Origin of the sequence: Williamsia sp. D3 (genome assembly GCF_000506245.1) — a bacterium.
Classification (GTDB): domain Bacteria; phylum Actinomycetota; class Actinomycetes; order Mycobacteriales; family Mycobacteriaceae; genus Williamsia; species Williamsia muralis.
Map to the genome: position 1 here is coordinate 249,964 of NZ_AYTE01000018.1, position 23,636 is coordinate 273,599.

A 23,636-nucleotide genomic window follows, 5' to 3' on the forward strand; every position below is an offset into this window, starting at 1 on the left:
TCTGTCCGAGGTCCCCGAGGTGACGCCGACACGAAGGGCACTTGACGTTGTGGTGGGGCGCTCGGGCTCTCGTTGTCGGGTTCGTCTGTATGCAAGGCCTGCCGACGTTCTCAGGTGGCCGTTCAGACTCTGCCGTTCAGACCTTGGGTGACCAGCCGATCTTCGGGCCCAGGTGGGTGGCCATGTCGGTGATGATCTGTAGATAGTCGGTCTCGTCGAACGAGAAGGGCAACGCGAACGCCACCTCGCCGGCTCTCTGGAAGCCGGCGTGGGCGAACAACCGTTCCGCTATCTCGTCCGAAGTTCCGACGATGTCAGGGGCGAACAACATTCGGCGCGGGCCCTGAGGCGAGAGAGTCCGGTCGAACCGGGCATCGGCGTAGTCGCGGTATCTGCGTCGCTGCTCCGGGGTCGCCGAATCGGTCGGAATGACAACCAATCCCTGTGACACCCGGGCTTTTTCGGGGTTCGGGTGATGCGCGCGGTAGGCATCGATGTGCTCACCCTGAATCGAGGCGAAGTCGGTGGAGGATGTGCCCTCGGTGGTCACCACCGAGCTGGTCAGGTAATTCAATCCTTGCTGTCCGGCCCAGATCGCCGACGACATCATTCCGCCGTACCACAGGCGGTCGATCAGCCCCGGGGAATGTGGCTGGACGATTCTCGAGTACTGCTCGATGCCGACTGTGCCTTCGAAGTCACTCACCGGTACTCCGCGGATGTTGTCCATCAGCCGGATCACCCGGTCTTTGCTGAAGTTCTCCTGCGCATGGGTTTCGGGATAGAGCTTGTGTTTGAAGTCCTCGTACCGCATCGGGGTTCCCACCGAGACCCCAGGATTCAACCGACCCCCGGACAGCAGATCCACCGTCGCCAGGTCTTCGGCGAGTCGCAAGGGATTCTCGAGTCCGAGTGGGATCACCGCCGTACCGAGTTCGATCCGGCGCGTGCGCTGGCTTGCCGCAGCCAGTACCGCGACAGGGGAGGAGATGCCGAACTGCAGGTGCCGGTGTCGAAGCCACACGCTGTCGAAGCCGAGTTCTTCTGCGAGTTCGATGATTCGCAGCAATTCCTCGTGGCCGGTTCCTGGATCGGCCGGATCGAATCGCCCGATGGTCAGGAAACCCATCTTGTGGAGTGGTTCGCCCTCACGTGGCACTGTCTGCCACCTTCTGGCCGCCTGGGGTGATCGCCGGGGGCGCAATGCCATGCAAGATCAGATCGGTGGTCTGATCGACCCACTCATCGTCGAGGTCGTCGCCTGGTCGCATGATCAACCGGATGATCGTTGTCCCGCCGACGACTTCGAGTAATCGGTCAGGATCCGCGCCCGCTCGGACCTCACCTCGAGCCACCGCTTGCGCGAGGCGCGTACGCATGGCGGCGAACACGCCGTCTTCGAACCGCCGCATGACGAGTTCGTTGAGTTGCGGGTCGGCCCCGATCTCGGCAAGAAGCCCTGGCAGAGCGGCCCGTGCCACCGGGTCGGTGAACATCCTCCGTGAACCGTCGATCATCGCCCGGATGTCCGTGGCGAGATCCCCGGATTCCGGGATGAGGGTTGTCCACGTCGCGGGAAACGCGGCCTCATGGACCAGGTGTGCCTTGCCCGACCAACGCCGGTACAGGGCGGTCTTGGTGGTACCGGCTCTCTCGGCAACCGCGGCAAGGGTCAGGGCGGGGTAACCGATGGTGACGAGCAGTTCTGCGGTGGCGGCCAGAATCGATTCGTCGATACGGGGGTCACGCGGTCGTCCGGCGCCGGCGGTCTTGTCTTCCACTGTCTCGTCTGCTTTCATTACGCAACCGACCGTACCGTAATCTGCGTCACACTTCTGGTGGGGCGTACGAGTTTCCGGAGGGGCACCTTGGCCGCTGAACAACCACTTGCAGACATGAAACTCCAACGCTCGAGTCGTGATGTCACCACTCTTCCAGATCGGCTGGCGTCCTGGCTGTGCACCGTGGTTCCCGGTGGCGCGAAGCCGCAGATCACGGTGGAGAGCGGGATCGATTCGAATGGGATGTCGTCGGAGACCATCGTGTTGAACGCGGTGTGGACCGACGGCGCCGAGCAGAAGAAGCAGCGGTGGGTGGCCCGGGTGACGCCGGCGGACGAGGACATCCCGGTGTTCCCCAGCTATCGCCTTGACCACCAGTTCGAGGTCATGCGTCTGGTGGGTGAATTGACGGACGTTCCCGTGCCCAAGGTGCATTGGATGGAGGCGACGGGGGACGTACTCGGAACGCCCTTCTTCCTGATGGATCACGTGGAAGGTGTGGTGCCTCCGGATGTGATGCCCTATACGTTCGGCGACAACTGGTTTCATGACGCCCCGGTCGAACGCCAACGGCACCTGCAGGATGCGACCGTCGCGGTTCTGGCGAAATTGCACTCGATTCCTCAGCCCGTGGAGACCTTCGCGTTCCTCGGCGACGGGTTGGTGGGCGATACCGCGTTGCGGCGCAACGTCAACTGGTGCAAGTCCTGGTACGAGTTCGCTGTCCCTGGCATCGGGCGCTCGTCGTTGCTCGATCGCGCATTCGTCTGGCTCGAAGAGAACTGGCCGGCACAAGCCGATGCGGCCGAACCGGTCTTGCTGTGGGGCGACGCCCGGTTGGGGAACACGGTGTACCGAGACTTCGAGCCCGTGGCCGTACTGGATTGGGAGATGACAGCACTCGGCCCACGTGAGCTCGACTTGGCATGGATGATATTTGCACACAAGGTGTTTCAGCACATAACAACGTCTCTCGGATTGCCGGGAATGCCGACGACGTTGCGCGAGGAAGATGTGTTGAGCACGTACACAGAGCTCACCGGGGTCGAGGTGGGTGACTTGACCTGGTTCTACACGTATTCCGCAGTCATCTGGGGATGTGTGTTCATGAGAACGGGAGCTCGGCAGGTCCACTTCGGGGAGATCGAGATGCCGGAAGAAGTCGACGGTTTGTTCCATCATCGGCAACTGCTCGCCGACCTCATCGGCGACGACACGGAGGATGCACGGTGATCGGGCCGCTGGACGAGTACCCCATCCATCAGGCGCCGCTGCCGATCGGGTTGGTGGACGCGAGTGATCGCAACTTCTACGACCGGTGCTATCTGAACGCGCACAACAGGACCGGCGACATCTTCGTGATCACCGGGGCCGGGTACTACCCAAACCTCGGCACCAAGGATGCCTTTGTCCTCGTGCGGCGCGGTGACGTACAGACCGCGGTCCATCTCGGTGATGCCATCGACTCCGACCGGCTCAACCAGCGCGTCGGCAACTATCGGCTCGAGGTCGTGGAGCCACTTCGGAAATTGCGTCTGATCTTGGAGGAGACCGAGGGCATCGCGATGGACATGACCTGGGAAGGGTCATTTGATGTCCTGCAGGAGCAGCCCCACATCATGCGCACCGGCAGTCGGATCACGTTGCAGGCTCAGCGTTTTGCTCAGGTCGGCACGTGGAGCGGAACTCTGACCATCGACGGAGAGGACATTGCTGTGGACCCGGAGAAATGGGTCGGGACCCGTGACCGCTCATGGGGCATACGTCCGGTCGGAGAAGCCGAACCCGCCGGTAAACCGGCCGACCCGCCCTTCGATGGAATGTGGTGGCTGTACGTGCCGATGCGTTTCGACGACTTCGCCATTGTTCTCATCATCCAGGAGAACCCGGACGGTTACCGGATCCTCAACGACTGCACGCGGGTGTGGCAGGACGGCCGAGTCGAGCAACTGGGCTGGCCGCAGGTCGATATCCGGTACGAGTCGGGAACCCGAACTCCCACCGGCGCAACCATCATGTGCACCACCCCAGATGGACAGCAGTTACGGCTCGAGATCGAATCACGGCTGGCGGTACCGATCCACCTCGGCGGTGGATACGGCGGTGACCCCGACTGGACCCACGGGATGTGGAAAGGGGAGAAGTTCACCGAACGCCGCACCTACGACGTCACCGACGAAAGCGTCGCGGGACGAATCATGTTCGGGGTGATCGATCACGTCGGGCGGGCGGTATGTCACGGCCCCGGGGCTGACGGCTCGGAGGGTTTCGGCTTGTTCGAGCACGGAGCTCTCGGCCGACACGACCGGTCGGGCTTTGCCGACTGGTTTTCCGTGGCTCCGTGACCGTTCGCCGTGGGGTTTGTCGGCCTCACCGGGAGGGTGGGCCGCCATCGTTGATCCGCCGGCCGATGGCGGCGAGTTGTCGTAGCTGGGCGCGAGTGAGCGGGTCGATGACCAGTCTGCGGACATTCTCGGCGTAACCTGGTGCTGTCTGCACCACCTTTTCCCACCCGGCGTCGGTGAGGACGGCGTTGGTGAACCGACCGTCTTCGGGGCAGGCGAAGCGGTACACCCACTCGCGTTGTTCAAGCCGTTTGACGACATGGGACAGGCGGGAAAGGGATCCGTTCGCCAACTCGGCCAGGGCGCTCATCCGGAGTGTTCGTTCGGGGGCTTCTGACAGCGCAGCCAGGACCTCGTACTCGAAATGGGTCAACTGGGCATCACGTAAGAGCTGGGCGTCGAGTGCATGCGGAAGTCTGGACAGCAGAACCGCCACCTGCAGCCAAGCCTCCATCTCCTGCTCATCGAGCCATCGTGTCGGCGGTCGGCCAGTCATGAAACGAGTGTAAACCCGCATTGCGTACTTGATGCTTCAGTTGACGCTTCAATTATCACCCCTCTAAGGTTCACTTGGAACATCAAGTGATTCACGAGTCGATCGAGGGTGATATGAACTATTCCATCGTGCGGAGTGTCGGAATTCTGCTGGCGCGCATCGGTATTGGGTCGGTGTTCTTGGCGCACGGGCTCCAGAAACTGAACACCTATGGGTACGCCGGCACCAAGGCCAGCTTCCAGGGTATGGATGTGCCCGTAGCGTCGGTGTCCGCATTTGTGGTCACGTGGCTCGAGATCCTCGGCGGAATCGCCCTCATCGTCGGTGTGCTCACCCCGATCGTCGGTGTCCTTTTCGCGCTCGACATGCTCGGCGCCTACTTCTTCGCGCACATCGACATGGGCCTCTGGGTGGCCGACGGCGGATACGAACTGGTGCTGTCGCTGGGGATGGGATCGCTGCTCCTGGCAGTGGTCGGCGCGGGTGGTCTCAGCGTGGATGCCCTGCTGGCGCCGCGTGTTCGATGGCTGGCTGCAGGGTCGTCACAGCCACGCAACCCCGTGGCCGCGTCGAACTGATCGCGGCACCCACCCAGACGGGTGGTGAGATGTCCGGTTTGCGTTCACGTGGCACGGGGTACTGACGGAGGATGCGTCGTGCCGGCTCAGGCCGCGCGTCCCCTCGTCGGGGCCAACAGTTAGGACCTTCCACGTAATGGATGACCGCACATCTGAGCTCGGGGGCGATCGATCCGACGGTGGCAGTGCGGACAGCGGGGGAGACCAACGCACCCCGCTCATGGCGCCGCCTCGTCTGCGCACCGAAGATGATCGAGCCGCGACAAGACTCGAGCTGTTCTTCGACCTTGCGTACGTCTTGGTCATCCACCAGCTCGCGCTGGCGCTGAAAGACGATCTCGGCTGGCACGGTGTCGGTGTCTTCGCCGGCCTGTTCGCGGTCACATGGTGGTCGTGGGTCACCACCACCTTGTATGCGAACAGATTCGACACGAACGACGTCCTCTACCGAGTGCTGAAGCTCGCTGCCACGTTTGCAGTCGCGGTCATGGCGGCGAGCGCGTCCGCGGCCGTCGGTGGCGACGGCACGGTGGCTTTCGCGGTCGGGTACATCGCCACGCGCGTAATCCTCGCCGGCCTCTACCTGCGGGCATGGCGACACATCAGCGAAGTCCGCGTCACGATCAACCTGTACTTCGCCGCGACGGTGGTCAGCGCACTGATCTGGACGGTCTCGCTGCTGACCCCGTCGCCGATCACGTACTGGCTCTGGGCGTTGGGGATAGCGATCGAAGCGATGGCGCCGTTCGCAGCCACGCGGTGGGGTCCTGATGTCCCACTGCACCTCGAACATCTGCCGGAACGCTTCGGTTTGTTCGTGATCCTGGTTCTCGGTGAATCGATCTCGGCCATCGTGCTCGGAATGCACGAGACCCATTGGGCGTGGTCGTCGCTCAGTGTTGCTGCTCTCGGCTTCACCATCGCCGCTGCCGTGTGGTGGATGTACTTCGACATCGGTGGCGCAGAGGCGAAGACTCTGCTGCAGGACGACGAGAGTGCGGTCGGCAGCGGTCGCGCCGACGGGTACATCTACGGGCATCTGCCGCTCACCCTCGGTGCTGCACTTCTCGGGGTCGGCATCGAACAGTACGTCTTGCACCCGGTAGGTGAATTGACGGCGACCGGGCGGTGGGTGCTGTGCGGTGGCCTGGCGCTGTTCATCAGCGGTGTCTGCTGCATCGTCGGCTGGAGTTCGAGCAACTGGAAAACCATCTTCCCGTGGCCGGCACTGGCCATCCCTGCCGTCATCATCGTCGGGTTCGTCGACAACGCCCTTCCCTTCGCGTCGGCCATCGTCCTGGCCGTCGGCGCGATCGTCGCGGTGGTCACCGGGATCGTCCGGCGGCGCAGGAGCAACATGGACACAACCGAGACATGACGGCTGCGATGCGGCTTCTCCCATGAGGTGATGCTGTTGTGAGTAGCCTTGTTCCGGTGGGGATTCTGACGCCGGTGGCGATTAAAATAGGTGCGGTCTCGTGGATGCCGAAATTGCTGCCACAGATCGAGAAGTGGGACACCCGGTTGCAACGGGTCAGCAATGGGCGGCTCAGTGCGCTCGACATCGCCGGCCTACCCAACATCACGTTGACCGTGCCGGGCCGGAAGTCGGGAGTCCCACGATCCACGCCGCTTCTGTGCGTGCCCCAGGATGGCGGCTGGTTGATCGCCGGCTCGTACTTCGGGGACAAACGAATGCCGGTCTGGGTTCTGAACCTCCGTGCCTGTGAAAAGGCAGAGATCATCTACCGACGCAAGACTGTCGAGGTCTCGTGGCGCGAGGTGACCGGAGCTGAACGCGAGCAGGCCTGGCAGAGGATGCTCGCGGTGTGGCCGAACTTCGCCGTCTATGAAAAGCGCACAGAGCGGACGATTCCCGTCTTCTTCCTCTCGCCGATCGCCTCCGGCTCGTAGGGCGGGGCACAGGAAGTCGACCGGTGGACATCGACGAGGTCGCCGACGAGCTGTACGGGCTCGACCCGGCCGAGTTCGTGGAAGCGCGCAAGGCTCGTGTCACACAGGCGCGCAAAGAGGGTGATCGCGAACTCGCAACCGCGATAGGCAAGATGCGCAAGCCGACTCTGGTCGCCTGGGTGGTGAACAACTTCGCTCGGGAAGAACCCGAGCAAGTGGAAGAACTACTCGAACTGGGCGAGGCTCTCCGTGACGCACAACGCCACCTATCGGGCGACGACCTACGGGCACTGACCACTCAACGACAGCGCGTGATCCGGGCGATGGCGCGCCGCGCGGGTGAGTTGGCGGCGGCACGTGGGCAGCAGGTGAGTGAGACGGCGGCCCGTGAGGTCGGGCAGTCGCTGCACGCCGCACTGGCCGACCCGGAGATCGCCGATATGGTACGGGCCGGGCGCCTTGTCACCGCAGCGAGCTACAGCGGTATGGGTCCTGCGGGCATGACGGTGGTGGGCGGTAGATCGAAGCCGACGACGTCGGGGAAGCCGGACACCACGAAGCTGAGAGCCGACGCACAAGCCGAGGTGGATGCAGCCGAACGTGCTGAGCTCGAAGCTCGAGAAGCCGTCGACACCGCCCAGGCCGACGCGCGAGAAGCCGCCGACCGGGTTGCCGAATTGGATTCGCGAATAGAGGACCTGCGCAACCAGCTGTCACAAGCGGAGCAGGAAAAGCAGTTCGCGCACAAGTCCGAACGTACCGCCGCGTCGAATGTGACTGCGGCAGAACACAAGGCCGAACACGCACAAGCGCGACTCGAGGCCGCACGCAAGAAGCTCGCCGACATCTGATCGGTTGTCAGCGCACCGACTTTCCGGTCGCTGGACGTGCATCTGAAGCCATTCGCTGAGCGATCAGCGACGAGCCCACACCGTGGATGATCAGGCTGCCGATGATCGTGAGGGTCATCGCGTAAAGGGTCTCTCCGGCGAAGTCGTCGTCGAGAGCGTTGAAGGCGAGAAGTCCGAACACGATCGACGCTGTCCCGCGGGGGCCGATTGCCCCGACGAGCAACCGGTCCGACCGCGAGAGGTCGGACCCGGTGAGTGCGAAGAAGACGGGCACGATTCGTACGAGGGTCAACGCGAGCAGCACGTACAGGACGATCGACCACTCGACCCCGAGCGACAGCAACAGCACCGACGTGCTCCCGAAGACGAACCACATCACCAGGCCGGCCAGAATGCCCACCTCGTCGAGCAGGCCCAGTTGTTCGTCGCCCAGTTCTTGCTGGTTTCGGGCCGCCCGGTAGGCGATGCCGCTGATGAATGCGGCCACAAAACCATTGCCGCCCAGGATGACCGAGCATCCATAGGCGAGCAGTGGGATCATCACGATCCCGATCCTGAGTGACTGAGCTGTGGTGAGGTGGTGGCGCACAGCCGAATTGGTCAGCCAGGCGCTGATCAGACCTACGGCGGCGCCCGCCAGGATGGCGAACGCTGCCGCAGGAAACGCCGACTCGAGCGCTTCGATGGGCGTGGCGGCGTGCTCGTGGTCGCCGGCGAGCGTGAGAGCGAAGACGAAGACCGGTGCGACGATGCCGTCGTTGTACCCGCTCTCCACATTGATCACGTGGCGAACGCGCGCCGGAAGGCGTTTGTCGCGCAAGATCGATGATGCCGGCGAGAAGTCTGTGGGTACCACCACGCACGCCACGATGAGTACCACGGCAACCGATAGATCTGGCAGGAGAAGGACTCCGAGCACGGTGGCGAGAATGAGCGAGAGAGGCAGGGCAACACAGAGCAATCGTGCGGTGATAGCACGCTCACCTCCGAAGTAACCGCCTTTGACCTCGGTGGCATCGACGAACAGGAGCAGGGCAAGGATGAGTTCCACGGCTCGTTCGGCGATCACGGTGTTGAGTGTGTTGCCGATCTCGTTGCGAGTGCTGAAACCGATGGCGATGCCGGCGATGACCATCAGCAGGGGACCGGGTATCCGCCACCGTTCGAGCCGGCCGGCCAGAAGCGACCAGCCGATGATGACCGCCATCGCGATGAGAATCGACGGCGTCATCAGGCGTTCCCATCAGGCTTTGGCACCTGAAAAGCGTAAATGCCTCAGCCCGGCGATGGGCGGGTCGCAACTTATTGATGTGCAGGTGCAGCTTGCGGCAGGTGTGGCCGGAGTTCACGCATGATCGCCTGCCGCGACTTCGCACCCACGATGCGCGCCCGCTCTTGGCCGCTGTGGAACAACACGAGCGTTGGCATGCTCATGACCCGGTAACGCGCTGTCGTGGCCGGGTTTTCGTCTACATCGATCGCCACAACGTCCACGACGTCCGCTTCGTCGACGGCGATCTGGTCGAGTACCGGCGCGATCATCCGGCAGGGTGGGCACCAGTGGGCGGTGAACTCGACGAGCACAGGGCGGCCACCACTCAAGACGTCGCTGTCGAACGAAGAGTCCGATACGTGGACGAGGGGCATGATCAGTCCTCCAAAGGTGCAGACAGTTGACGCAGGGCTATGGTCACAGCCGGTTGACCTCGGCGACGAGGCGGTGGCGCGGATCGGCGTGGTCACCACATTCGCAGCGCAGGACTGCGGTGATCCGGCCACCGCAGCCGCTGTGTCGGTAGACGACGTCGGGGAGTGCGCCGGACCCGAGGTGACGCTCGCCCCAATCGGACAGTGCGGACAGGACGGGCAACAAATCGAGCCCTGCGTCCGTCAACACGTACTCATCGCGAGATCGCCGCCGCGGTACCGAGTAGGGCCGAGTTGCGAGGATGCCGGCTTCGGTCAACCGGCGAAGTCGATCGGAGACGACCTGCCGGGGTGCGGTGGTGGCGCGCTGGATCTCGTCGAAACGTCGCAGCCCGAGGGAGACCTCACGGACGATGAGCAGAGCCCAACGATCACCTACGGTTCCGAGGACGACTGCGACGCTGTCGATCATGGTTCAAAGTCTAGACTACGAACCCAGCTTGGGCGAACTTCCGGCCCTGACTCGATCAGGGCCGGAAGTGGGGTATGGAAGACGCTCAGTTGCCGGCGAGTTTCGCGGAGTTCTGCGTGCAGTACGCGGGAACGGCGATGTTGATCAATGTTCGAGCCTTGTCTTCGCTGATGCCGGCATCCTCGGCCACCTTCTTTGTGGTGTCGGCGATGCTCGACCCGTTGGACAGTTCGGTGCAGGCCAGTTTGCCGGTCTCGATCTGTTTGGTGCGATCACCGAACGTCACGTCCTGAGTCTTCAGAGCTTCGATGTAGCCGTCGTCCCGTAGATCCCCCGTGGCGTCCGAGACGTCCCCGGCCACCTGCTTCGCACTGTCCGTAGCTCGATCGGTGGCTTCCTGCACATCGTCGCTGCTGCATGCGCCGGCGAACAACATGCAACCGATGAATGCCACCAGTGCCGCGAACTTCTTCATGTCTGCCTCTTTTTTCCTTTGTGGGTGGTGCAAGAACGATAGAGGATCGGGGGAGGTACCAGTCCCCAACGGCTCGCGGACGCACGCGCGGCCGCGCGATGGGAGACCCACCGCGCGGCACCCCACGTCACTTCTGCTGGTCGGCAACCTTGTTTGTCGCGTCCTTAGCGTGATCCTGTACGCCCTGGGCCGCAGAGGTGCCTTCCTGCTTGACGGTGTCAGCAGCGTCGGTGGCTGTCTCCTTGACCGCTGCGGCCGCGTCTTGCGCCGGGCCCTGCAGATTCTGCGCAGCCTGCTTGGCCACCTCGGTGACCTCGTCTGTGAGGGGCTGAGCCTTCTCTTGGAGGGCCACTGCCGCCTGCTGCTCCTTCTCGCTGGCGGGAATGAGCGCAGACACCAGCAGGCCCGCGCCGAAGGCGATCAGCCCGGCGGCCAACGGGTTGCCCTGGGTCTGGGCCTTTGCCGCACCGGGTGCCGAATGCACGGCATCCTGCACGGTGCCGGTCGCGGACTGAACCGCACCCGTGACCGAGGATGCTGCCGAACTGGTTGAGTCCGATGCATTCTGGGCGGTGTCCTGAGCCGAGCCCATGACTCGTTCGCGAACGCCGCTGAGCCGGCCGGTCACACGACCGACCTTCCGCTTGGCCATCGTGGCCGGATTCGCCTCGTATGCAAGGGTATCCACGTCTGAGCTGAGCGTCGCGCGGGTGCGCTCGATCTCGGCACGAATCTGATCGGGGTCTGAGCTGCTGGTCATGATCTCTCCTGAGGATGGGGCGTCAGTGCGCCGGGAATGTTCTTGACTGTGTCGGTGGTTTGCGGGAGTCCCTTGGCCTTGCGCAGTGCCGTCCGACCGAGGACGGCCAGGACGCCGGCGATGATGGCCCAGATCAACATGACGACGAGAGCCGACCATGCGTGCCCGATCGCGTTGCCGAGCCCCCACCACAGGGCGATGGAAAGGAACAGGAGCACGAAGTAGCCGGCCACCGCAGCGCCCGCCAGCATTCCTGAACCCTTGCCCACCCGGCTGGCGGTCTGAGTGGCTTCGGCTTTCGCGAGTGCGAGTTCCTGTCGGACGAGAATGGACAAGTCTTCGCTCACATTCGAGAGCAGCTCGCCTATCGACGGCGGGTTGGTCTCGGCTCCCTCTCCGGCGTGTGCGCCGTACGGGGCGCTCATGGGTTCACGCCCGGGGCCGGCGGCTGCTGGTAACCCGGCTGTGCCTGGTAACCGGGCTGCGTCTGATAACCGGGTGCAACTGTGTACGGCGGAGGCTCGGGTACGTAACCGGGCTGCGCGGGCGGAGCTGCATGCTGCCCGCTGCCATAGCCGGCGACCGGGGGAGCAGCCTGGATCGGCGGGATGGGCGCGGTTTGCGTGTTGTCGGGCAGGTTCGCCGCACTGGGCGTTCCACCCGAACTGGCGCCGCTGTCACTGCTGTTGGCTGCGGTCAGTCCTCGGCCGAGCCTCCCGGCCACCAGTCCGGCACCTGCAGCCAAAGCCAGGAACATGCCGGGCTTGCGCCGGGCAAATCGGGTCACCTCGTCCAGGATCTGTCCGGGCTCCCGGTCGTCGAGCCACGATGCGACCGTCTGCGCGTGCTGGGCGGCCTGACGCGTGAGATCGGTTGCCATACCCTGATTTTCGGACCTGTCGGCCATCGATCCGAACTCGTCGGAAAGTGCCCGTAGACCACCGGCAACACGCTTCTGCTGCTCTGAGGCCTGCGTTGTCAGTTCGCCCTTGGTCTGGTGCAGCAGGTCTTTTGCCTGGGTCTTGGCCTCGCCGGCAACCTGCGACGCCTGATCGCCTGCAACCGAAGCAACGTGCTTACCGGCATCTGTGGCGCCGCTGGCAACATCGCCTGCTTGCTGCTTGGCGACGTCTGCGGTTGACGTCTCACCAGAAGTCGGCGATGGCCCAGAGCTCGGCGTCATCTGATCGTGGATGGGAATACCACTTGAAGATGTCATTGTATGTCTCGCGTTCTCTCTAGTAAGTAGCTGCAGAGATAGGCCGTCGGCTCCAACCTAAGGATCGATGTACCCATATTTGCGAGCGTCAATCATCTATCCGAAATGCAATATCGACGGAATCGCTGTGTCGCGCCAACTCTTCGAGGTGAAACCGTGGCCGGAGTTCTGTCGTCTGAGGTAGGTGTCCAACGTCGACACCCATGCCAGTCCGTGCTCGATCGCGAACAGGATCTAACGCTTTGACCATCCGCCACGATAGAAGGTGAATGAGGCTTCTCCGCGAGACCGAGCGTGGACAGCCCCGCCTGCCACAGCCATCTCGCAAACACCGTTGGGCTGTTGTTTTTCGCCTGTTGCGCTGGTGGTACACCCAGCCCTACGACTACGAATGGGCGCACACCTACGGTGAGTCGCGGACGTGGCTGTTGGTCACCCGTGTTTGCGCGATGATCTGCTGCCTCGTGTACGCGTTGTTCGGGGTACTCGTCATCTTGATCAACCCCTGCAGGTGCCTGTTGCCCAACGGTCTCGTGGTGGCGGCAGCGATGGGCTTCGCGGTCTGTTCGGCCGCCTGGTGGTTTCGTCCGTGGCCCCGCGAGAAGACCTCGGCATGGTTTGTCGCTTACGTCGACGCGGCCATCACCACCTATTTGTTCGTCGGGGAGCCACTCGTGGCCCTTGCCCTACTGAATCTGTTTGTTGTCCCGGGGATGTACGTGACCTTTGTTCACGGACCCCGATTGATGTCTGCGCAGCTGGCCTACCTGTTTGTCGTCATAGTTGCCACGTACACGTACTCGGTGATGTCGCCCGGCACGTCCGTCCTGGTGGCCTCTACGCTCGCACTCACCGCAATGTGCGCCGGACTCTCGACGAACATCCTCGCGCAGATCGCGCTCACATTCCTGCGTCGCGATGCGAAGGAGTCGTTCACGGACGCACTCACCGGCGTGTTGAACAGGCGTGGTCTGGCCGAGGCGTTGCAGCAGTCCCATGCTGTTTATCCGCCGTGGTCACCACTCACCGCGTTTGTCGTCGACATCGACAAGTTCAAATCGATCAACGACGCGCACGGCCACATCACCGGGGATGCCGTTCTGATCCGCACAGCGAACTGCCTTGCCGATTTGTGCCGGGGAGCCGACGCTCTCGCGAGAATCGGAGGCGACGAGTTCGCGATCTTCGCGCACCTCGATGCCAAGCAGGCCCAGGCCTTTGCCGAACGGATCAGGCAGAGTCTGGCGGGGGGAGAAGGCACCGATTTCGTCTCCGTCAGCATCGGGACGGTCACGACGTTTGTCCCCTCGTGGCCCCCGGAGGACGGCGACATTGTCGATGTGATGGTCGGTAATGCCGACGCGGCGATGTACCGGGCCAAGAACGCAGGCGGCGGCCGGATCGTCGGTACGAGCATGTGACTCGCTGGTGATCGCCCGGCGGGTAGGTCGCTTGGAATATACAGAACCGGGAGTTGCTGGGCGATCTGTTGACCTACCCTCATTACCGACGAGTAACGCGCGCCGACAGCCGAGTGCGAACGATGAGCGTGGAGGTCGAGGTCTGATGGCATACATGGTGAGCGGTGGAACCGGCTTTCTTGGTCGGAACGTATTGCCGAAACTTCTCGAACGAGATCCCGACTCTCAGGTCTATGTGCTGGTGCGCAAAGCTTCCGTCGAGCGAATGGAGCGGCTGGCAGCCACGTGGGTGGGCGGCGATCGAGTGGTTCCGATCGTCGGGGACCTCACTGCGCCGGGACTGGGCCTCGAGAAGCCGCCGCCGGCAGCAGATCACGTCCTGCATCTCGGTGCGGTGTACGACATGACCGCAAGCGCCGAGGAGTCGAAGGCGGCCAACGTCGACGGCACCCGATCGATGATCGACCTGGCTCACGAACTCGACGCCACGTTCCACCACGTGTCCTCGGTGGCGGTGGCGGGTGACCACGCCGGCGTCTTCACCGAGGACGATTTCGATCTGGGGCAAGGCCTTCCCTCGCCTTACCACGAGACGAAGTTCATCGCCGAGCAGTTGGTTCGTCAATCACCGGGACTGAAGTGGCGGGTGTATCGGCCTGCAATCGTCGTCGGTAACTCAGAGACCGGCGAGATGGACAAGATCGACGGCCCTTACTACTTCTTCACCGCACTGAGAATGCTCAGCCGACTGCCGTCGTTTCTGCCCACCGCGGTACCTGACATCGGTACCACCAACATGGTGCCTGTCGACTACGTGGCCGCGGCGCTCGTGGAGCTCATGTTGCAGCCCGGCCTCGACGGGCGGGCCTTCCATCTGGTCAACCCGAAGCCCCAGTCGGTCCGCGAGGTCTACGGAGCACTGGCGCGTGCCGCAGGTGCGCCGATGGCAGTGGGCTCCGTACCGGCGCTGATCGCACGTCCGCTTCTCGGGCTCGGCGATCTACCGGGCGTGAAGATCGCGCGCGATCTCGTGCTCGACCAGATCGGAATACCACCCGTGGTCATCGAACATCTCACGTTCCCCTCCCTGTTCGCCTCGGCGACCACAAGAGCGGCACTGGCCGACAGTGGTCTGGCAGTACCGAAGTTCGGATCGTATGCCGACAAGCTCTGGCGGTACTGGTACGACCATCTGGATCCCGATCTGGCCCGAAGGCCCAGTCCCGCAGGAGAACTCGCAGACCGGGTTGTGATGATCACGGGTGCATCGTCGGGAATCGGTCTGGCCTCTGCGCACAAGATCGCCCAGCGTGGAGCGACGGTCCTGCTCATCGCTCGCGGCGCAGAGGACCTACAGGCGGCCGTGGAAGACATTCGGGCAGAGGGGGGTTCGGCGTTCGGCTACCCGTGCGACATCACCGATCACGAATCGGTGGAGACCATGGTCAAGACGGCCCTCGACGAACACGACCACGTCGACTACCTCGTCAACAATGCCGGTCGTTCCATCCGGCGGAGCATCGCGCAGTCGACGGACCGGATGCATGACTTCGAAAGAACCATGGCGGTCAACTACTTCGGGGCCGTTCGGTTGGTCCTCGCGCTGCTGCCATCGATGCGCGAGCGTCGTTTCGGCCACATCGTGAACATCTCGTCCATCGGGGTGCAGAGCAAGGTGCCGCGGTTCTCGGCGTACGTCGCGAGCAAAGCCGCGCTCGATGCGTTCAGCGACGTGATCGCGTCGGAAACCCTGGACGACGGGATCACGTTCACCTCGATCCGGATGCCGTTGGTGCGGACTCCGATGATCGCGCCCACGACGATCTATCAATCGCTTCCTGTGGCCTCACCCGACGACGCGGCGAAGATGGTGGTCCGCGCGCTCGAGAAACGTCCCGACAGGATCGACACTCCAGTCGGTACCGCAGCCGAGTTCACCGGGTTGTTCGCGCCCCGCTTCAAACACCTTTTGTTGCATCAGGCCTACCGCCTGTTCCCGGACTCCGCCGCGGCCAAGGGTGCGCCGGCGGACGACGGAGCCACTTCGCCGGAGCCGTCGGCGGATCGTCAGACGCGGTCGAGCCTGCCGGCCACCCCGCCGATCCCCAAGTCCGCGAAGCGGATTGCCCGCCTCGTCCCCGGAATCTACTGGTGACCGGTCACCCGTCCATCCCTGTCATCCGAATGGTGATGTTGATCCGGCCCTGAGCCAGACCACAACCGGATGGTGCGGTCCCCGGGTATATCTTCGTGACCCCGTGGTAGGCCAGCCGCGAAGGCCCGCCGAAGACGAACAGATCGCCGGATTCGAGGTCGATATCGGTGTACGGGCGATTGCGGCTCTCGGTGTTCCCGAATCGGAATCGGCATGTGTCACCGATCGACAGGGAGACAACAGGCGCTCTGGAGAGCTCGTCCTTGTCCTGATGCATCCCCATGCGAGCAGAGTGGTCGTAGTAATTGACGAGGGCGACGTCCGGCTCATAGGCCTCCCCGGACGGCGTGTGCTCGACAGCGTCTGCGACTGCCTTGCGGCCGAGTCGGGCCATCCAGTCCGGGAAGTCGAGGACTCGCGCACCGTTGACATCGGTGGCCGTCCGGCTGTACCGATACGGCTGCCAATGCCACCCGAGACACACCATTTGCACCGACATCTCACGACCGCGCACCCGCGCCGCGCGGATGGGTACCGGTCCGGTCGCCCACTCGTTGAACTGCGCCACGAGCCACCGCTGCTGCTTGAGCGTCAACCAGGCCGGGATGTGGACCGCGCCGGGTGCGAGCTCCCGGCGAGGCCGGTGGGGGAATCCCTCATCGAGCAGGAGCTGATTCAATTGGTGGGCTCCTTTCAGGTCATCGCCGGCGCCGGCCGGCCGGTACAAAACGGTTGTCCCGCCCCGAGGCGGATTCTGACGATGAGCAGTTGACCGAGGTTCGGTTCGAACTGTGAACGCGTGTTCAGTAGCGTATTGGCATTCGGCAATTGTGCCGACCGATGGTTGAGGAAGACGGGGAAGTCGTGCACGTCGAGGAGAAGTCTCCACGAGCGGTGACGCCGCGGTGGAGTTTGCGCCGTGAACTTGTCATCACCGCCAGGCTCAACGCCGACAACGTCTGGGTCGCAAGCCTGCCGCCGGTGCTCTTCACGTTGACCGCTGCCCTGCGATTCGACCTCGATACGATCGATCTGGCCGTCGCGATGGTCGCGAGTGTGCTGTGGTCGATGCTCTTCATCTATGTCTTCGACACCGCCAATCAAGCGGGCGGCTCTGAAGAAGACCATGCGAACAAGCCCTACCGCCCGATTCCGTCAGGCCTGGTCACGCCGGCCGGGATGTGGCGCAGGAACTACGTCGGCTCGGCCATCTTTGTCGGCCTGTCGGCAACGCTCGGTCTCACCACCTTTGTTGCCGCCCTCGTCTGGATCGTGACGGTGCAGACCACGCACCGTTTCCTCAAGCCCCGGTTCTACATCTTGTGGAAGCCGATCACGACGTGGGTAGGTGTGATCGCACAGCTCGGGGGTTCGTGGGCGATAGCGCATTCGCTGGACGCCACAGCCTGGTTCTGGATCGTCGCGCTGGCCACGATGTTCATCATCCCTCTCTCGATTGAAGATGTCCGGGACATGGGCGGCGACCGGATCATCGGACGGGTGACCCAGCCGCTGCTCTTCGGCGCCACCGCTGTGCGCACCTGGTTCGTGGTGATGATGGTGATCTGGCCGGCGGTCGGTTATCTGGTGCTGTTCCGCACCAGCGGTGGATCCGATGTCGCAGTCGCGATCGCCTCAGGGCTGATGGCGTTGTTGTGTTGGCCGACGGCCGTACTCACCGCGATCCGCAACACTCAGGCGCGGAATCGTCTGGCCTACAAGTTGTACAGCCTCGTCCACGTGGCGCTCACGATGTGCGCTGTGATCGTCCTGGCCTGAGCCCGCTTCGGCGGGATCGGCAAGAGGCCATGATGGTCGATTTACGGCACCGGTGGGATCGGTACTGGCATCATCAGACCTCGTGACGAAGACAGCATCACTCGTACGCATCGCAGTGGCATACTCCATCGCCATCCTGGTGGCCGTCCTCTGGTTGGGATGGGGCCCGAAGACGGCGTGGCTGTGGCTGGACACGTTAGTTGCCGACGTTCTGGCGACCGTGGTCATCTTCGGGTTCAGCCGGTTCTATCGCAACTCCAGTTTTTACGACGCCTACTGGAGTGTCGTTCCGCCGCTCCTGATGATCTATTGGTGGGTCGGCGGCGACCTCGGTATCGATGAGCTGCATTGCTGGTTGGTCGCGATCGTGGTGACGCTCTGGGCAGTACGGCTGACGGCGAACTGGATCCGCGGTTTTCCCGGCCTGCACCACGAGGACTGGCGGTACGGGATGCTGCGCGGTCAGGCAGGCCGATTCGAGTTCGTCACCGATCTTCTTGCCATCCACGTGATCCCCACCTTGCAGGTCTTCGCGGGGATGCTCCCGGTCTACATCGCCGTCACCCGTCCGGGTGACGACATCATCTGGCTCACCGCGATCGCGTTCTTCGCGGGACTGGCCGCCGTAGGGCTCGAGCTCGTCGCGGATGCTCAGCTACATCGATTCGTTCGGGACGGAAGACCCGGAGAGGTGATGGACCGGGGTCTGTGGGGCTGGTCGAGACACCCGAACTACTTCGGGGAGTTCGGTTTCTGGTTTGCCTTGGCGCTGTTCGGGGTCGCTGTGTCGCCATCTGACGCGTGGTGGTTGTTCCTGGGCGCAGCGCCATGCTCGGGATGTTCTTGGGTGCCAGTATCCCGATGATGGAGAAGCGCAGCCTGGAACGCCGCGCGGGATACCAGGACGTGATCGACCGCGTACCGAGGTTTGTCCCATGGCGTCCGCGACGGGTGACCGTGTGACACGCAAGCGAGTTGTCGTGGCCGGCCTCGGCGACAGTGGGGTGCTGACAGCAATTCACTTGGCGGGCCACGTCGATGTCGTGGGCATCTCGGTCAAACCTGGTCTGGTCAGCGGGCAGGAATTGGGAACGCGGTTGAGCCGACCGGACGACTGGTCTCGTGACTACTGGGTCTCCTTCGACCGCTTTCGGGGCCTCGATGGCGTTCGCACGGTCCACGGCACGATCACCGACGTCGACCTGGTGGCACGAACCCTGGCCGTGAGGAGTGCGGACGACTCGACGTCGATCGAATCCTATGACGCCCTGGTCATCTCGACAGGAGTCAGCAACGGATTCTGGCGCACACCCACGATGCAGTCGTCCGATGAGGTCAGGGCCGGTCTACTCGGAGCGCATGAACGGCTCGCTGCGGCACCATCTGTGATGGTGATCGGAGGCGGCGCGGCAGCTGTCAGCAGCGCGGCCAACGTGGCAGGCACGTGGCCGGACAAGAAGGTCAGCCTGTGGTACCCCGGCGAGAGAGCTCTTCCCCAACACCACATCCGAACCTGGCGCCGTGTTCGTGGCCGTTTGATGGACCTCGGAGTTCAGCTCCACCCGGGCCATCGTGCCGCCTTGGACGACGGGTTCGTCGGCGATGAGATCACAACAGGATCCGTCACGTGGACCACCGGGCAGGCTGCGGTGTCTGCCGATGCTGTGTTGTGGGCGGTCGGCCGCGTACGTCCGAACACCGGCTGGCTGCCCGAAAACGTGCTCGACGCAGAGGGATTCGTTCGCGTGAACGATCAGCTGCAAGTACCGGGGCACCCGGGTGTTTTCGCTCTGGGGGATGTGGCTGCGAGCGATCCCTTGCGTGGGTCGGCTCGGAACAGGGCCGACCGCCTCGTCGCTCGCAACGTTCGTGCGGAATTGGCCGGGCGTTCATTACGGGCTTACCGTCCGCGCAATCGGAGGTGGGGGTCAGTCCTAGGCGTCCAACCGGACGGCCTCGAGGTGTTCACACCCTCGGGCCGCCCGTTTCGCTTTCCGGCCTGGTCGATCGACCGGGTGCTGCAACCGTGGATAGTCAGGCGGGGAATCTACGGGGGAGTGAGGAATCGTGACTCCGAGAGTTCCGGAGTCAAGTCATGAATGGCCATGTTGCATACAGCAAATCGGCCCCGTTGCCGTGAGGCGACGGGCCGATCCGGTCGAACATTGCGCTGCCGGTACGAAGCCAGTTCAGCGACTGATCAGGGCAGGCCGTTCAAGAAGAACTGGAGGACATCGATGGCCCAAGGGTTGGTGTTGAGGAAGTTGTCGATGGCAGCGTCGAGCGACGTGTAGGTACTCATAGGACACATCTAAGCAAGAGTCCCCGGGACGCGCGACCGCTGCCCCGTCGACACGCCGGTGGGTCGGCGCGGCGTCCGCATGTTTCCCGCGTGTCCCTGGCGAAAACCATTCACCGAGAACGCACCAGCTCCAAGATGGTGATCTCTGGCGCCGCGCCGACACGGGTCGGAGGACCCCACGCTCCGGCACCCCGTGTTGTGTACAAAGTGGTCTCGCCCACTCGGTCCAGGCCTTCTACAGATGGCTGTTGCAGCGGCACGAGGTAGCGGATCGGCCACATCTGACCTCCGTGGGTGTGACCGGAGAGCTGGAGATCGACACCCATGTCGGAGGCGTCGAACGCCTGGCGCGGTTCGTGGGCCAGGAGCAAACCGAAGCGTTCGCGGTGCAGCCCGTCGAGTGCTCGGCCGAGGTCGGGCTCGTAGGGCTTCGGAGACGAGTAGTCGTGGATGCCGATGATGTCGATGCTTGCGCCCCCTCGTTCGACCACGGCGTGCTCGTTGCGAAGCGTCTGGATGCCGAGCCTGTCCCACACGTCGAGCCACCGGCCTCCGTCGTCGGCATAGAACTCGTGGTTGCCGCTGACGCCGTACACCCCGAGTGGCGCCGACAGCCGTTCGAGTGGTTGCAGGTCGCCGGCCACCTTCTCGACCGTTCCGTCGACGAGATCGCCCGCGATGGCAACGAGGTCGGGGCGTTCGGCATTCACTGTTTTCACCACGCGTGCGGTGAACTCGCCGCCGCGAGTGGGCCCCACGTGGAGATCGGAGATCAGAGCCACCCGCAATCCGTCGAACTCGTCGGGAAGCGCCGCGAGCGGCACGGTGACACGGACGACCTCAGGTCGTGCCGCTTCGACCACTCCGTAGCTCGTCGTAGCAACGGCAGCTATCACCACCCCCACGGTGGCAGTCCGGATCGCGCGGCGACGGGACGAATCGAACGAGTCGCTCCGCGAGCCCCGAAGACGCCGAACCATCCGCGCGAGAAGGGATGCCAAGGCAGTGACCGCAAGTCCGAGTACGAGGTAAAAGACTGTTCCCAGCCACACCCATCCGGCGAATCCGGGGATGCGAGCCCACGACGGGTCGAGCAGCTCCCCGCTGCCGACACCGATGATCGCCAGTACCCACAGCAGTCCGAGGAGGATGTCGACGATGATCGACCACGGGCGGGCAACGCCGGTGGCTCGGACAAGTCGCCGGTGGAGCCAGTAAGACACCAGCGCGAGCAGTAGTGCGAAAACAAGAAACCGCGTCATGAATGCTCGGCGAGACAATCAGAGCGGGAGGCGGTGATCGGGGACGTCATCGTTCGAATTGTCGCAGACGGCTGACTGCATCCGAGACGCCCGAGGCGGTCAGCCCCGTCCGGCTGCAGCCCGCAACGGGGTGGGCGGGGCGTTGTCCACGAGATCATGTGTGACCCGATATGCCGCCCGCATCCGATCCATGTCCTCATCGCGCGCGAGATATGCACTGCGGGTCAGCCGCTCAGGGTCCCCGGCCACGGCCAGCCGGACACGCGCGGCGACAGCCAGGAGCGGACCGACGCGACCCACGATGTGCTTGAGTCGACCGTCGGGAATGTGCAATTCGTCGGCCGCATCGTCGCCGATGAACACCCTCTGCAGCGATCGCATCAGTGTGGAGGCCGCCGCGTGGCGGATCCGTTGCGGTCCAGGCAACGCATTGGCGAGTTCGGGGATCAGATAGTCGTCGGTGAGTGCCACGACGAAGTCGCGGTCGTCTTCACCGGGCCCGGGTGAGGTCAACCGGTACAGTTCCTCGATCCGGATCTGATCGGATTCACTGACCGGGTTGAGCTGCTCGTCCATGCCGACGACATGTCCGACGTATCTCCACAGATGGTAGATGTCTGCGAGTTCGCGGTCTGTGAACCGAACGCCCAACTTGTGCATCGCGTCGATGGCGATGTGGCCGAACTCGGCCAGCGTGAACGCCATATAGGGCTGGGGGATGGGTACTCCCCATGCTGCCTCTTCCCACACCTCCAGATCCCGAAGGGCGCGGCGCACGTGCGCATGGATCATCCGAACCCGCACGGTGTACGCGAAGCCGTCGCCGCCACGACGCATCCCCCCGGGTGTGATCACATTGCGCAGCCACTCGCCGACCTCAACCGATCGAATGGCCGGCTGGGATACGTACCGGCCTGTCAGTGCCAGCGGCTTCCCGGCGATGGTGTTGCCTGCACCCCGCACCAGCGAGGCCGCCCCCAGCACGATTCCCAGCGCGGCGGTGTGGCGAATCAGTGCATCGGCGGCGCGGTCGAGCCGCTCATGGTCTACCCAGTCGGGTTCGGTGTCCAGAAACTTGAAGAGATCCTGCAAAGATTGCGGAGCGTCTGACACCGCCTGAATACCGTCGGCGAGCGCAGTCCACACGGCTTCGGTTGCCGAGGAGGCCGACGTCTCGGAGAAGTCGTCGTTCACGACGGCATCCGCCAGGTCGTCGCCCAGCCACATGGCCTCGAGCCATACCCGACCGGCGTCGCCGAATCGGGCGACCGCTACATCGGTATTCACCAGGTCATTCGGTGGCGCTGTAGTCATGATCTCAGTCAAACACGAGGAATCCTCACTTACTATTCAGTTTTGTGACCACCCAGAAGGCCCGTACGACCCCACCACATCGACGCGTGACACCGCGACAGAAACGCGGAGTCGAGATGCGTGAGGCGCTGTTGGAGGGAACCGTGGAGCTTCTCCGGTGCGAACCCTCGCGGCGACCGACAACCCAGCAACTGGCCCAGTTTGCACACGTCAGCATCGGTACGGTGTATCGCTACTTCGCTGACATGGACGCCATCATCGACGACCTGCGGACCACCGCGGTTCACGAGATCACCACCGAACTGGCAACCGGCGTCGGCAGCGCCATGGACAAGGACCCGATGGACGCCATGGTGATCGTGGTGGAAACCCTCACTTCTGCATTCGAGAAACACGCCCCTGTGCTCCGCGCTTCTTTTGCCTCGGATGAGGCGGAGTTCGGTGACGCCTGGCGCGAGGTCGAGGGCCCTTTGGTACCGCTGGCCCGCGTTCTCCCCGCCCGTCTGCGTCCCGACCTGGAGGGCGCGGCGCTCGACGACCTCGTCTCCCTCACGATGGGCGCGACCGCAAGCCTTTGTCTGCGCATTGCTCTACTACGACCTGAACATTCTGACCGACAGAATCTGATCTCGACCGGCGCGCGAATGTTGCTCGCCGCGTTCGATCGCACCTGAACACGTAATCTGAGAGGTATTCCTCGCGGTCAGGCCCGGTCATCTGATGGTCATGGGGCGGGCTGATGGTTCGTACCACCGTTTTTCGGGAACTGACTTCAACACGACGCCTAATGCCCCCGAGCTCATCGTCGATCAGTCCACTAGTGTCGAATCAGACATTCGTTATTTCGGGAAAGGGAGTTCATGCC

General features: G+C 63.5%; 24 protein-coding genes and 1 pseudogene. 12 read left to right on the top strand and 13 right to left on the bottom strand.

What is annotated here, in order from left to right:
* Positions 1–136: 136 nt before the first annotated feature.
* On the bottom strand, positions 137–1,159 hold the full coding sequence (locus tag W823_RS42935) for an LLM class flavin-dependent oxidoreductase (RefSeq protein WP_023958190.1): 1,023 nt from the start codon (positions 1,157–1,159) through the stop codon (positions 137–139).
* Positions 1,149–1,799 carry a TetR/AcrR family transcriptional regulator gene (locus tag W823_RS42940; protein ID WP_023958192.1) on the bottom strand — a complete coding sequence of 217 codons (651 nt, stop codon included), beginning with the start codon at positions 1,797–1,799 and terminating at the stop codon, positions 1,149–1,151. The genes W823_RS42935 and W823_RS42940 overlap by 11 nt, the downstream gene beginning before the upstream one ends.
* A 96-nt stretch (positions 1,800–1,895) precedes the next feature.
* Between W823_RS42940 and W823_RS42945 the strand changes: the two genes are divergently transcribed.
* Both W823_RS42945 and W823_RS42950 read left to right on the top strand, forming a co-directional pair.
* Positions 1,896–3,014 (top strand): phosphotransferase family protein, encoded by a 1,119-nt coding sequence (locus W823_RS42945; protein WP_031332294.1) that lies wholly within the window; start codon positions 1,896–1,898, stop codon positions 3,012–3,014.
* On the top strand, positions 3,011–4,126 hold the full coding sequence (locus W823_RS42950; RefSeq protein ID WP_023958196.1) for a hypothetical protein: 1,116 nt from the start codon (positions 3,011–3,013) through the stop codon (positions 4,124–4,126). Before W823_RS42945 ends, W823_RS42950 begins: the two co-directional genes overlap by 4 nt.
* Positions 4,127–4,151: 25 nt before the next feature.
* On the opposite strand, the gene W823_RS42955 is transcribed toward W823_RS42950, so the two are convergent.
* Positions 4,152–4,622 carry a MarR family winged helix-turn-helix transcriptional regulator gene (locus W823_RS42955; RefSeq protein ID WP_031332297.1) on the bottom strand — a complete coding sequence of 157 codons (471 nt, stop codon included), beginning with the start codon at positions 4,620–4,622 and terminating at the stop codon, positions 4,152–4,154.
* 113 nt (positions 4,623–4,735) lie between these two features.
* Here W823_RS42955 and W823_RS42960 point away from each other — a divergent pair, with 113 nt between their 5' ends.
* From W823_RS42960 to W823_RS42975, 4 genes are all read left to right on the top strand, one after another.
* Positions 4,736–5,200 carry a DoxX family protein gene (locus W823_RS42960; RefSeq protein ID WP_031332298.1) on the top strand — a complete coding sequence of 155 codons (465 nt, stop codon included), beginning with the start codon at positions 4,736–4,738 and terminating at the stop codon, positions 5,198–5,200.
* Positions 5,201–5,336: 136 nt separating this feature from the next.
* The gene (locus W823_RS42965; RefSeq protein ID WP_023958202.1) at positions 5,337–6,578 is read left to right on the top strand and encodes a low temperature requirement protein A; all 1,242 of its coding nucleotides are present in this window, start codon (positions 5,337–5,339) and stop codon (positions 6,576–6,578) included.
* Positions 6,579–6,634: 56 nt separating this feature from the next.
* A complete protein-coding gene (locus W823_RS42970) occupies positions 6,635–7,114 on the top strand; it encodes a nitroreductase family deazaflavin-dependent oxidoreductase (protein WP_031332299.1) in 480 nt (159 codons plus the stop codon).
* Positions 7,115–7,137: 23 nt separating this feature from the next.
* Positions 7,138–7,965 (top strand): hypothetical protein, encoded by an 828-nt coding sequence (locus W823_RS42975; protein ID WP_023958206.1) that lies wholly within the window; start codon positions 7,138–7,140, stop codon positions 7,963–7,965.
* A 7-nt stretch (positions 7,966–7,972) separates the two neighbouring features.
* Here the strand turns inward: W823_RS42975 and W823_RS42980 are convergent, their stop codons facing one another.
* The 7 genes from W823_RS42980 to W823_RS56580 all read right to left on the bottom strand — a co-directional run bounded on the left by W823_RS42980 (position 7,973) and on the right by W823_RS56580 (position 12,538).
* Positions 7,973–9,196, bottom strand: a complete 1,224-nt coding sequence (locus W823_RS42980) for a sodium:proton antiporter (protein ID WP_023958208.1) — start codon at positions 9,194–9,196, stop codon at positions 7,973–7,975.
* A gap of 71 nt (positions 9,197–9,267) precedes the next feature.
* Positions 9,268–9,612, bottom strand: a complete 345-nt coding sequence (trxA, locus tag W823_RS42985) for a thioredoxin (RefSeq protein ID WP_023958210.1) — start codon at positions 9,610–9,612, stop codon at positions 9,268–9,270.
* Positions 9,613–9,655: 43 nt separating this feature from the next.
* Positions 9,656–10,084, bottom strand: coding sequence for a helix-turn-helix domain-containing protein (locus tag W823_RS42990; protein ID WP_023958211.1), 429 nt, complete (start codon positions 10,082–10,084; stop codon positions 9,656–9,658).
* 85 nt (positions 10,085–10,169) lie between these two features.
* Entirely contained in the window at positions 10,170–10,559 is a 390-nt protein-coding gene (locus tag W823_RS42995) for a DUF732 domain-containing protein (protein WP_023958213.1), read from the bottom strand.
* A gap of 127 nt (positions 10,560–10,686) precedes the next feature.
* Positions 10,687–11,319, bottom strand: a complete 633-nt coding sequence (locus tag W823_RS43000; protein ID WP_023958215.1) for a DUF3618 domain-containing protein — start codon at positions 11,317–11,319, stop codon at positions 10,687–10,689.
* Positions 11,316–11,744 carry a phage holin family protein gene (locus tag W823_RS43005; protein ID WP_023958217.1) on the bottom strand — a complete coding sequence of 143 codons (429 nt, stop codon included), beginning with the start codon at positions 11,742–11,744 and terminating at the stop codon, positions 11,316–11,318. Before W823_RS43005 ends, W823_RS43000 begins: the two co-directional genes overlap by 4 nt.
* Positions 11,741–12,538: a hypothetical protein gene (locus W823_RS56580; RefSeq protein WP_235189521.1), complete on the bottom strand. Its 798-nt coding sequence runs from the start codon at positions 12,536–12,538 to the stop codon at positions 11,741–11,743. Before W823_RS56580 ends, W823_RS43005 begins: the two co-directional genes overlap by 4 nt.
* Positions 12,539–12,807: 269 nt before the next feature.
* On the opposite strand from W823_RS56580, the gene W823_RS43015 reads away from it, so the two are divergent.
* The gene (locus W823_RS43015) at positions 12,808–13,959 is read left to right on the top strand and encodes a GGDEF domain-containing protein (protein ID WP_081729742.1); all 1,152 of its coding nucleotides are present in this window, start codon (positions 12,808–12,810) and stop codon (positions 13,957–13,959) included.
* 142 nt (positions 13,960–14,101) lie between these two features.
* Complete coding sequence (locus W823_RS43020) at positions 14,102–16,114, top strand: SDR family oxidoreductase (RefSeq protein WP_152538060.1); 2,013 nt, start codon at positions 14,102–14,104, stop codon at positions 16,112–16,114.
* 4 nt (positions 16,115–16,118) lie between these two features.
* Here W823_RS43020 and W823_RS43025 read toward each other — a convergent pair whose 3' ends face one another.
* Complete coding sequence (locus W823_RS43025; RefSeq protein ID WP_031332303.1) at positions 16,119–16,793, bottom strand: alpha-ketoglutarate-dependent dioxygenase AlkB; 675 nt, start codon at positions 16,791–16,793, stop codon at positions 16,119–16,121.
* 161 nt (positions 16,794–16,954) lie between these two features.
* Here W823_RS43025 and W823_RS43030 point away from each other — a divergent pair, with 161 nt between their 5' ends.
* The 3 genes and pseudogenes from W823_RS43030 (at position 16,955) to W823_RS43040 (ending at position 19,992) form a co-directional block, all read left to right on the top strand.
* Positions 16,955–17,893 carry a UbiA family prenyltransferase gene (locus W823_RS43030; protein ID WP_023958226.1) on the top strand — a complete coding sequence of 313 codons (939 nt, stop codon included), beginning with the start codon at positions 16,955–16,957 and terminating at the stop codon, positions 17,891–17,893.
* Positions 17,894–17,975: 82 nt separating this feature from the next.
* A pseudogene (locus W823_RS43035) lies at positions 17,976–18,856 on the top strand (DUF1295 domain-containing protein).
* Positions 18,853–19,992 carry an FAD-dependent oxidoreductase gene (locus tag W823_RS43040; RefSeq protein ID WP_031332305.1) on the top strand — a complete coding sequence of 380 codons (1,140 nt, stop codon included), beginning with the start codon at positions 18,853–18,855 and terminating at the stop codon, positions 19,990–19,992. The pseudogene W823_RS43035 and the gene W823_RS43040 overlap by 4 nt, the downstream one beginning before the upstream one ends.
* A 313-nt stretch (positions 19,993–20,305) precedes the next feature.
* Here the strand turns inward: W823_RS43040 and W823_RS43045 are convergent, their stop codons facing one another.
* Together W823_RS43045 and W823_RS43050 are read right to left on the bottom strand one after the other, a co-directional pair.
* The gene (locus tag W823_RS43045; RefSeq protein ID WP_023958232.1) at positions 20,306–21,457 is read right to left on the bottom strand and encodes a metallophosphoesterase; all 1,152 of its coding nucleotides are present in this window, start codon (positions 21,455–21,457) and stop codon (positions 20,306–20,308) included.
* A 99-nt stretch (positions 21,458–21,556) separates the two neighbouring features.
* Entirely contained in the window at positions 21,557–22,771 is a 1,215-nt protein-coding gene (locus tag W823_RS43050; RefSeq protein ID WP_038253156.1) for an oxygenase MpaB family protein, read from the bottom strand.
* A gap of 116 nt (positions 22,772–22,887) precedes the next feature.
* Here W823_RS43050 and W823_RS43055 point away from each other — a divergent pair, with 116 nt between their 5' ends.
* On the top strand, positions 22,888–23,445 hold the full coding sequence (locus tag W823_RS43055; protein ID WP_031332307.1) for a TetR/AcrR family transcriptional regulator: 558 nt from the start codon (positions 22,888–22,890) through the stop codon (positions 23,443–23,445).
* The last annotated feature ends 191 nt before the right edge of the window (positions 23,446–23,636 follow it).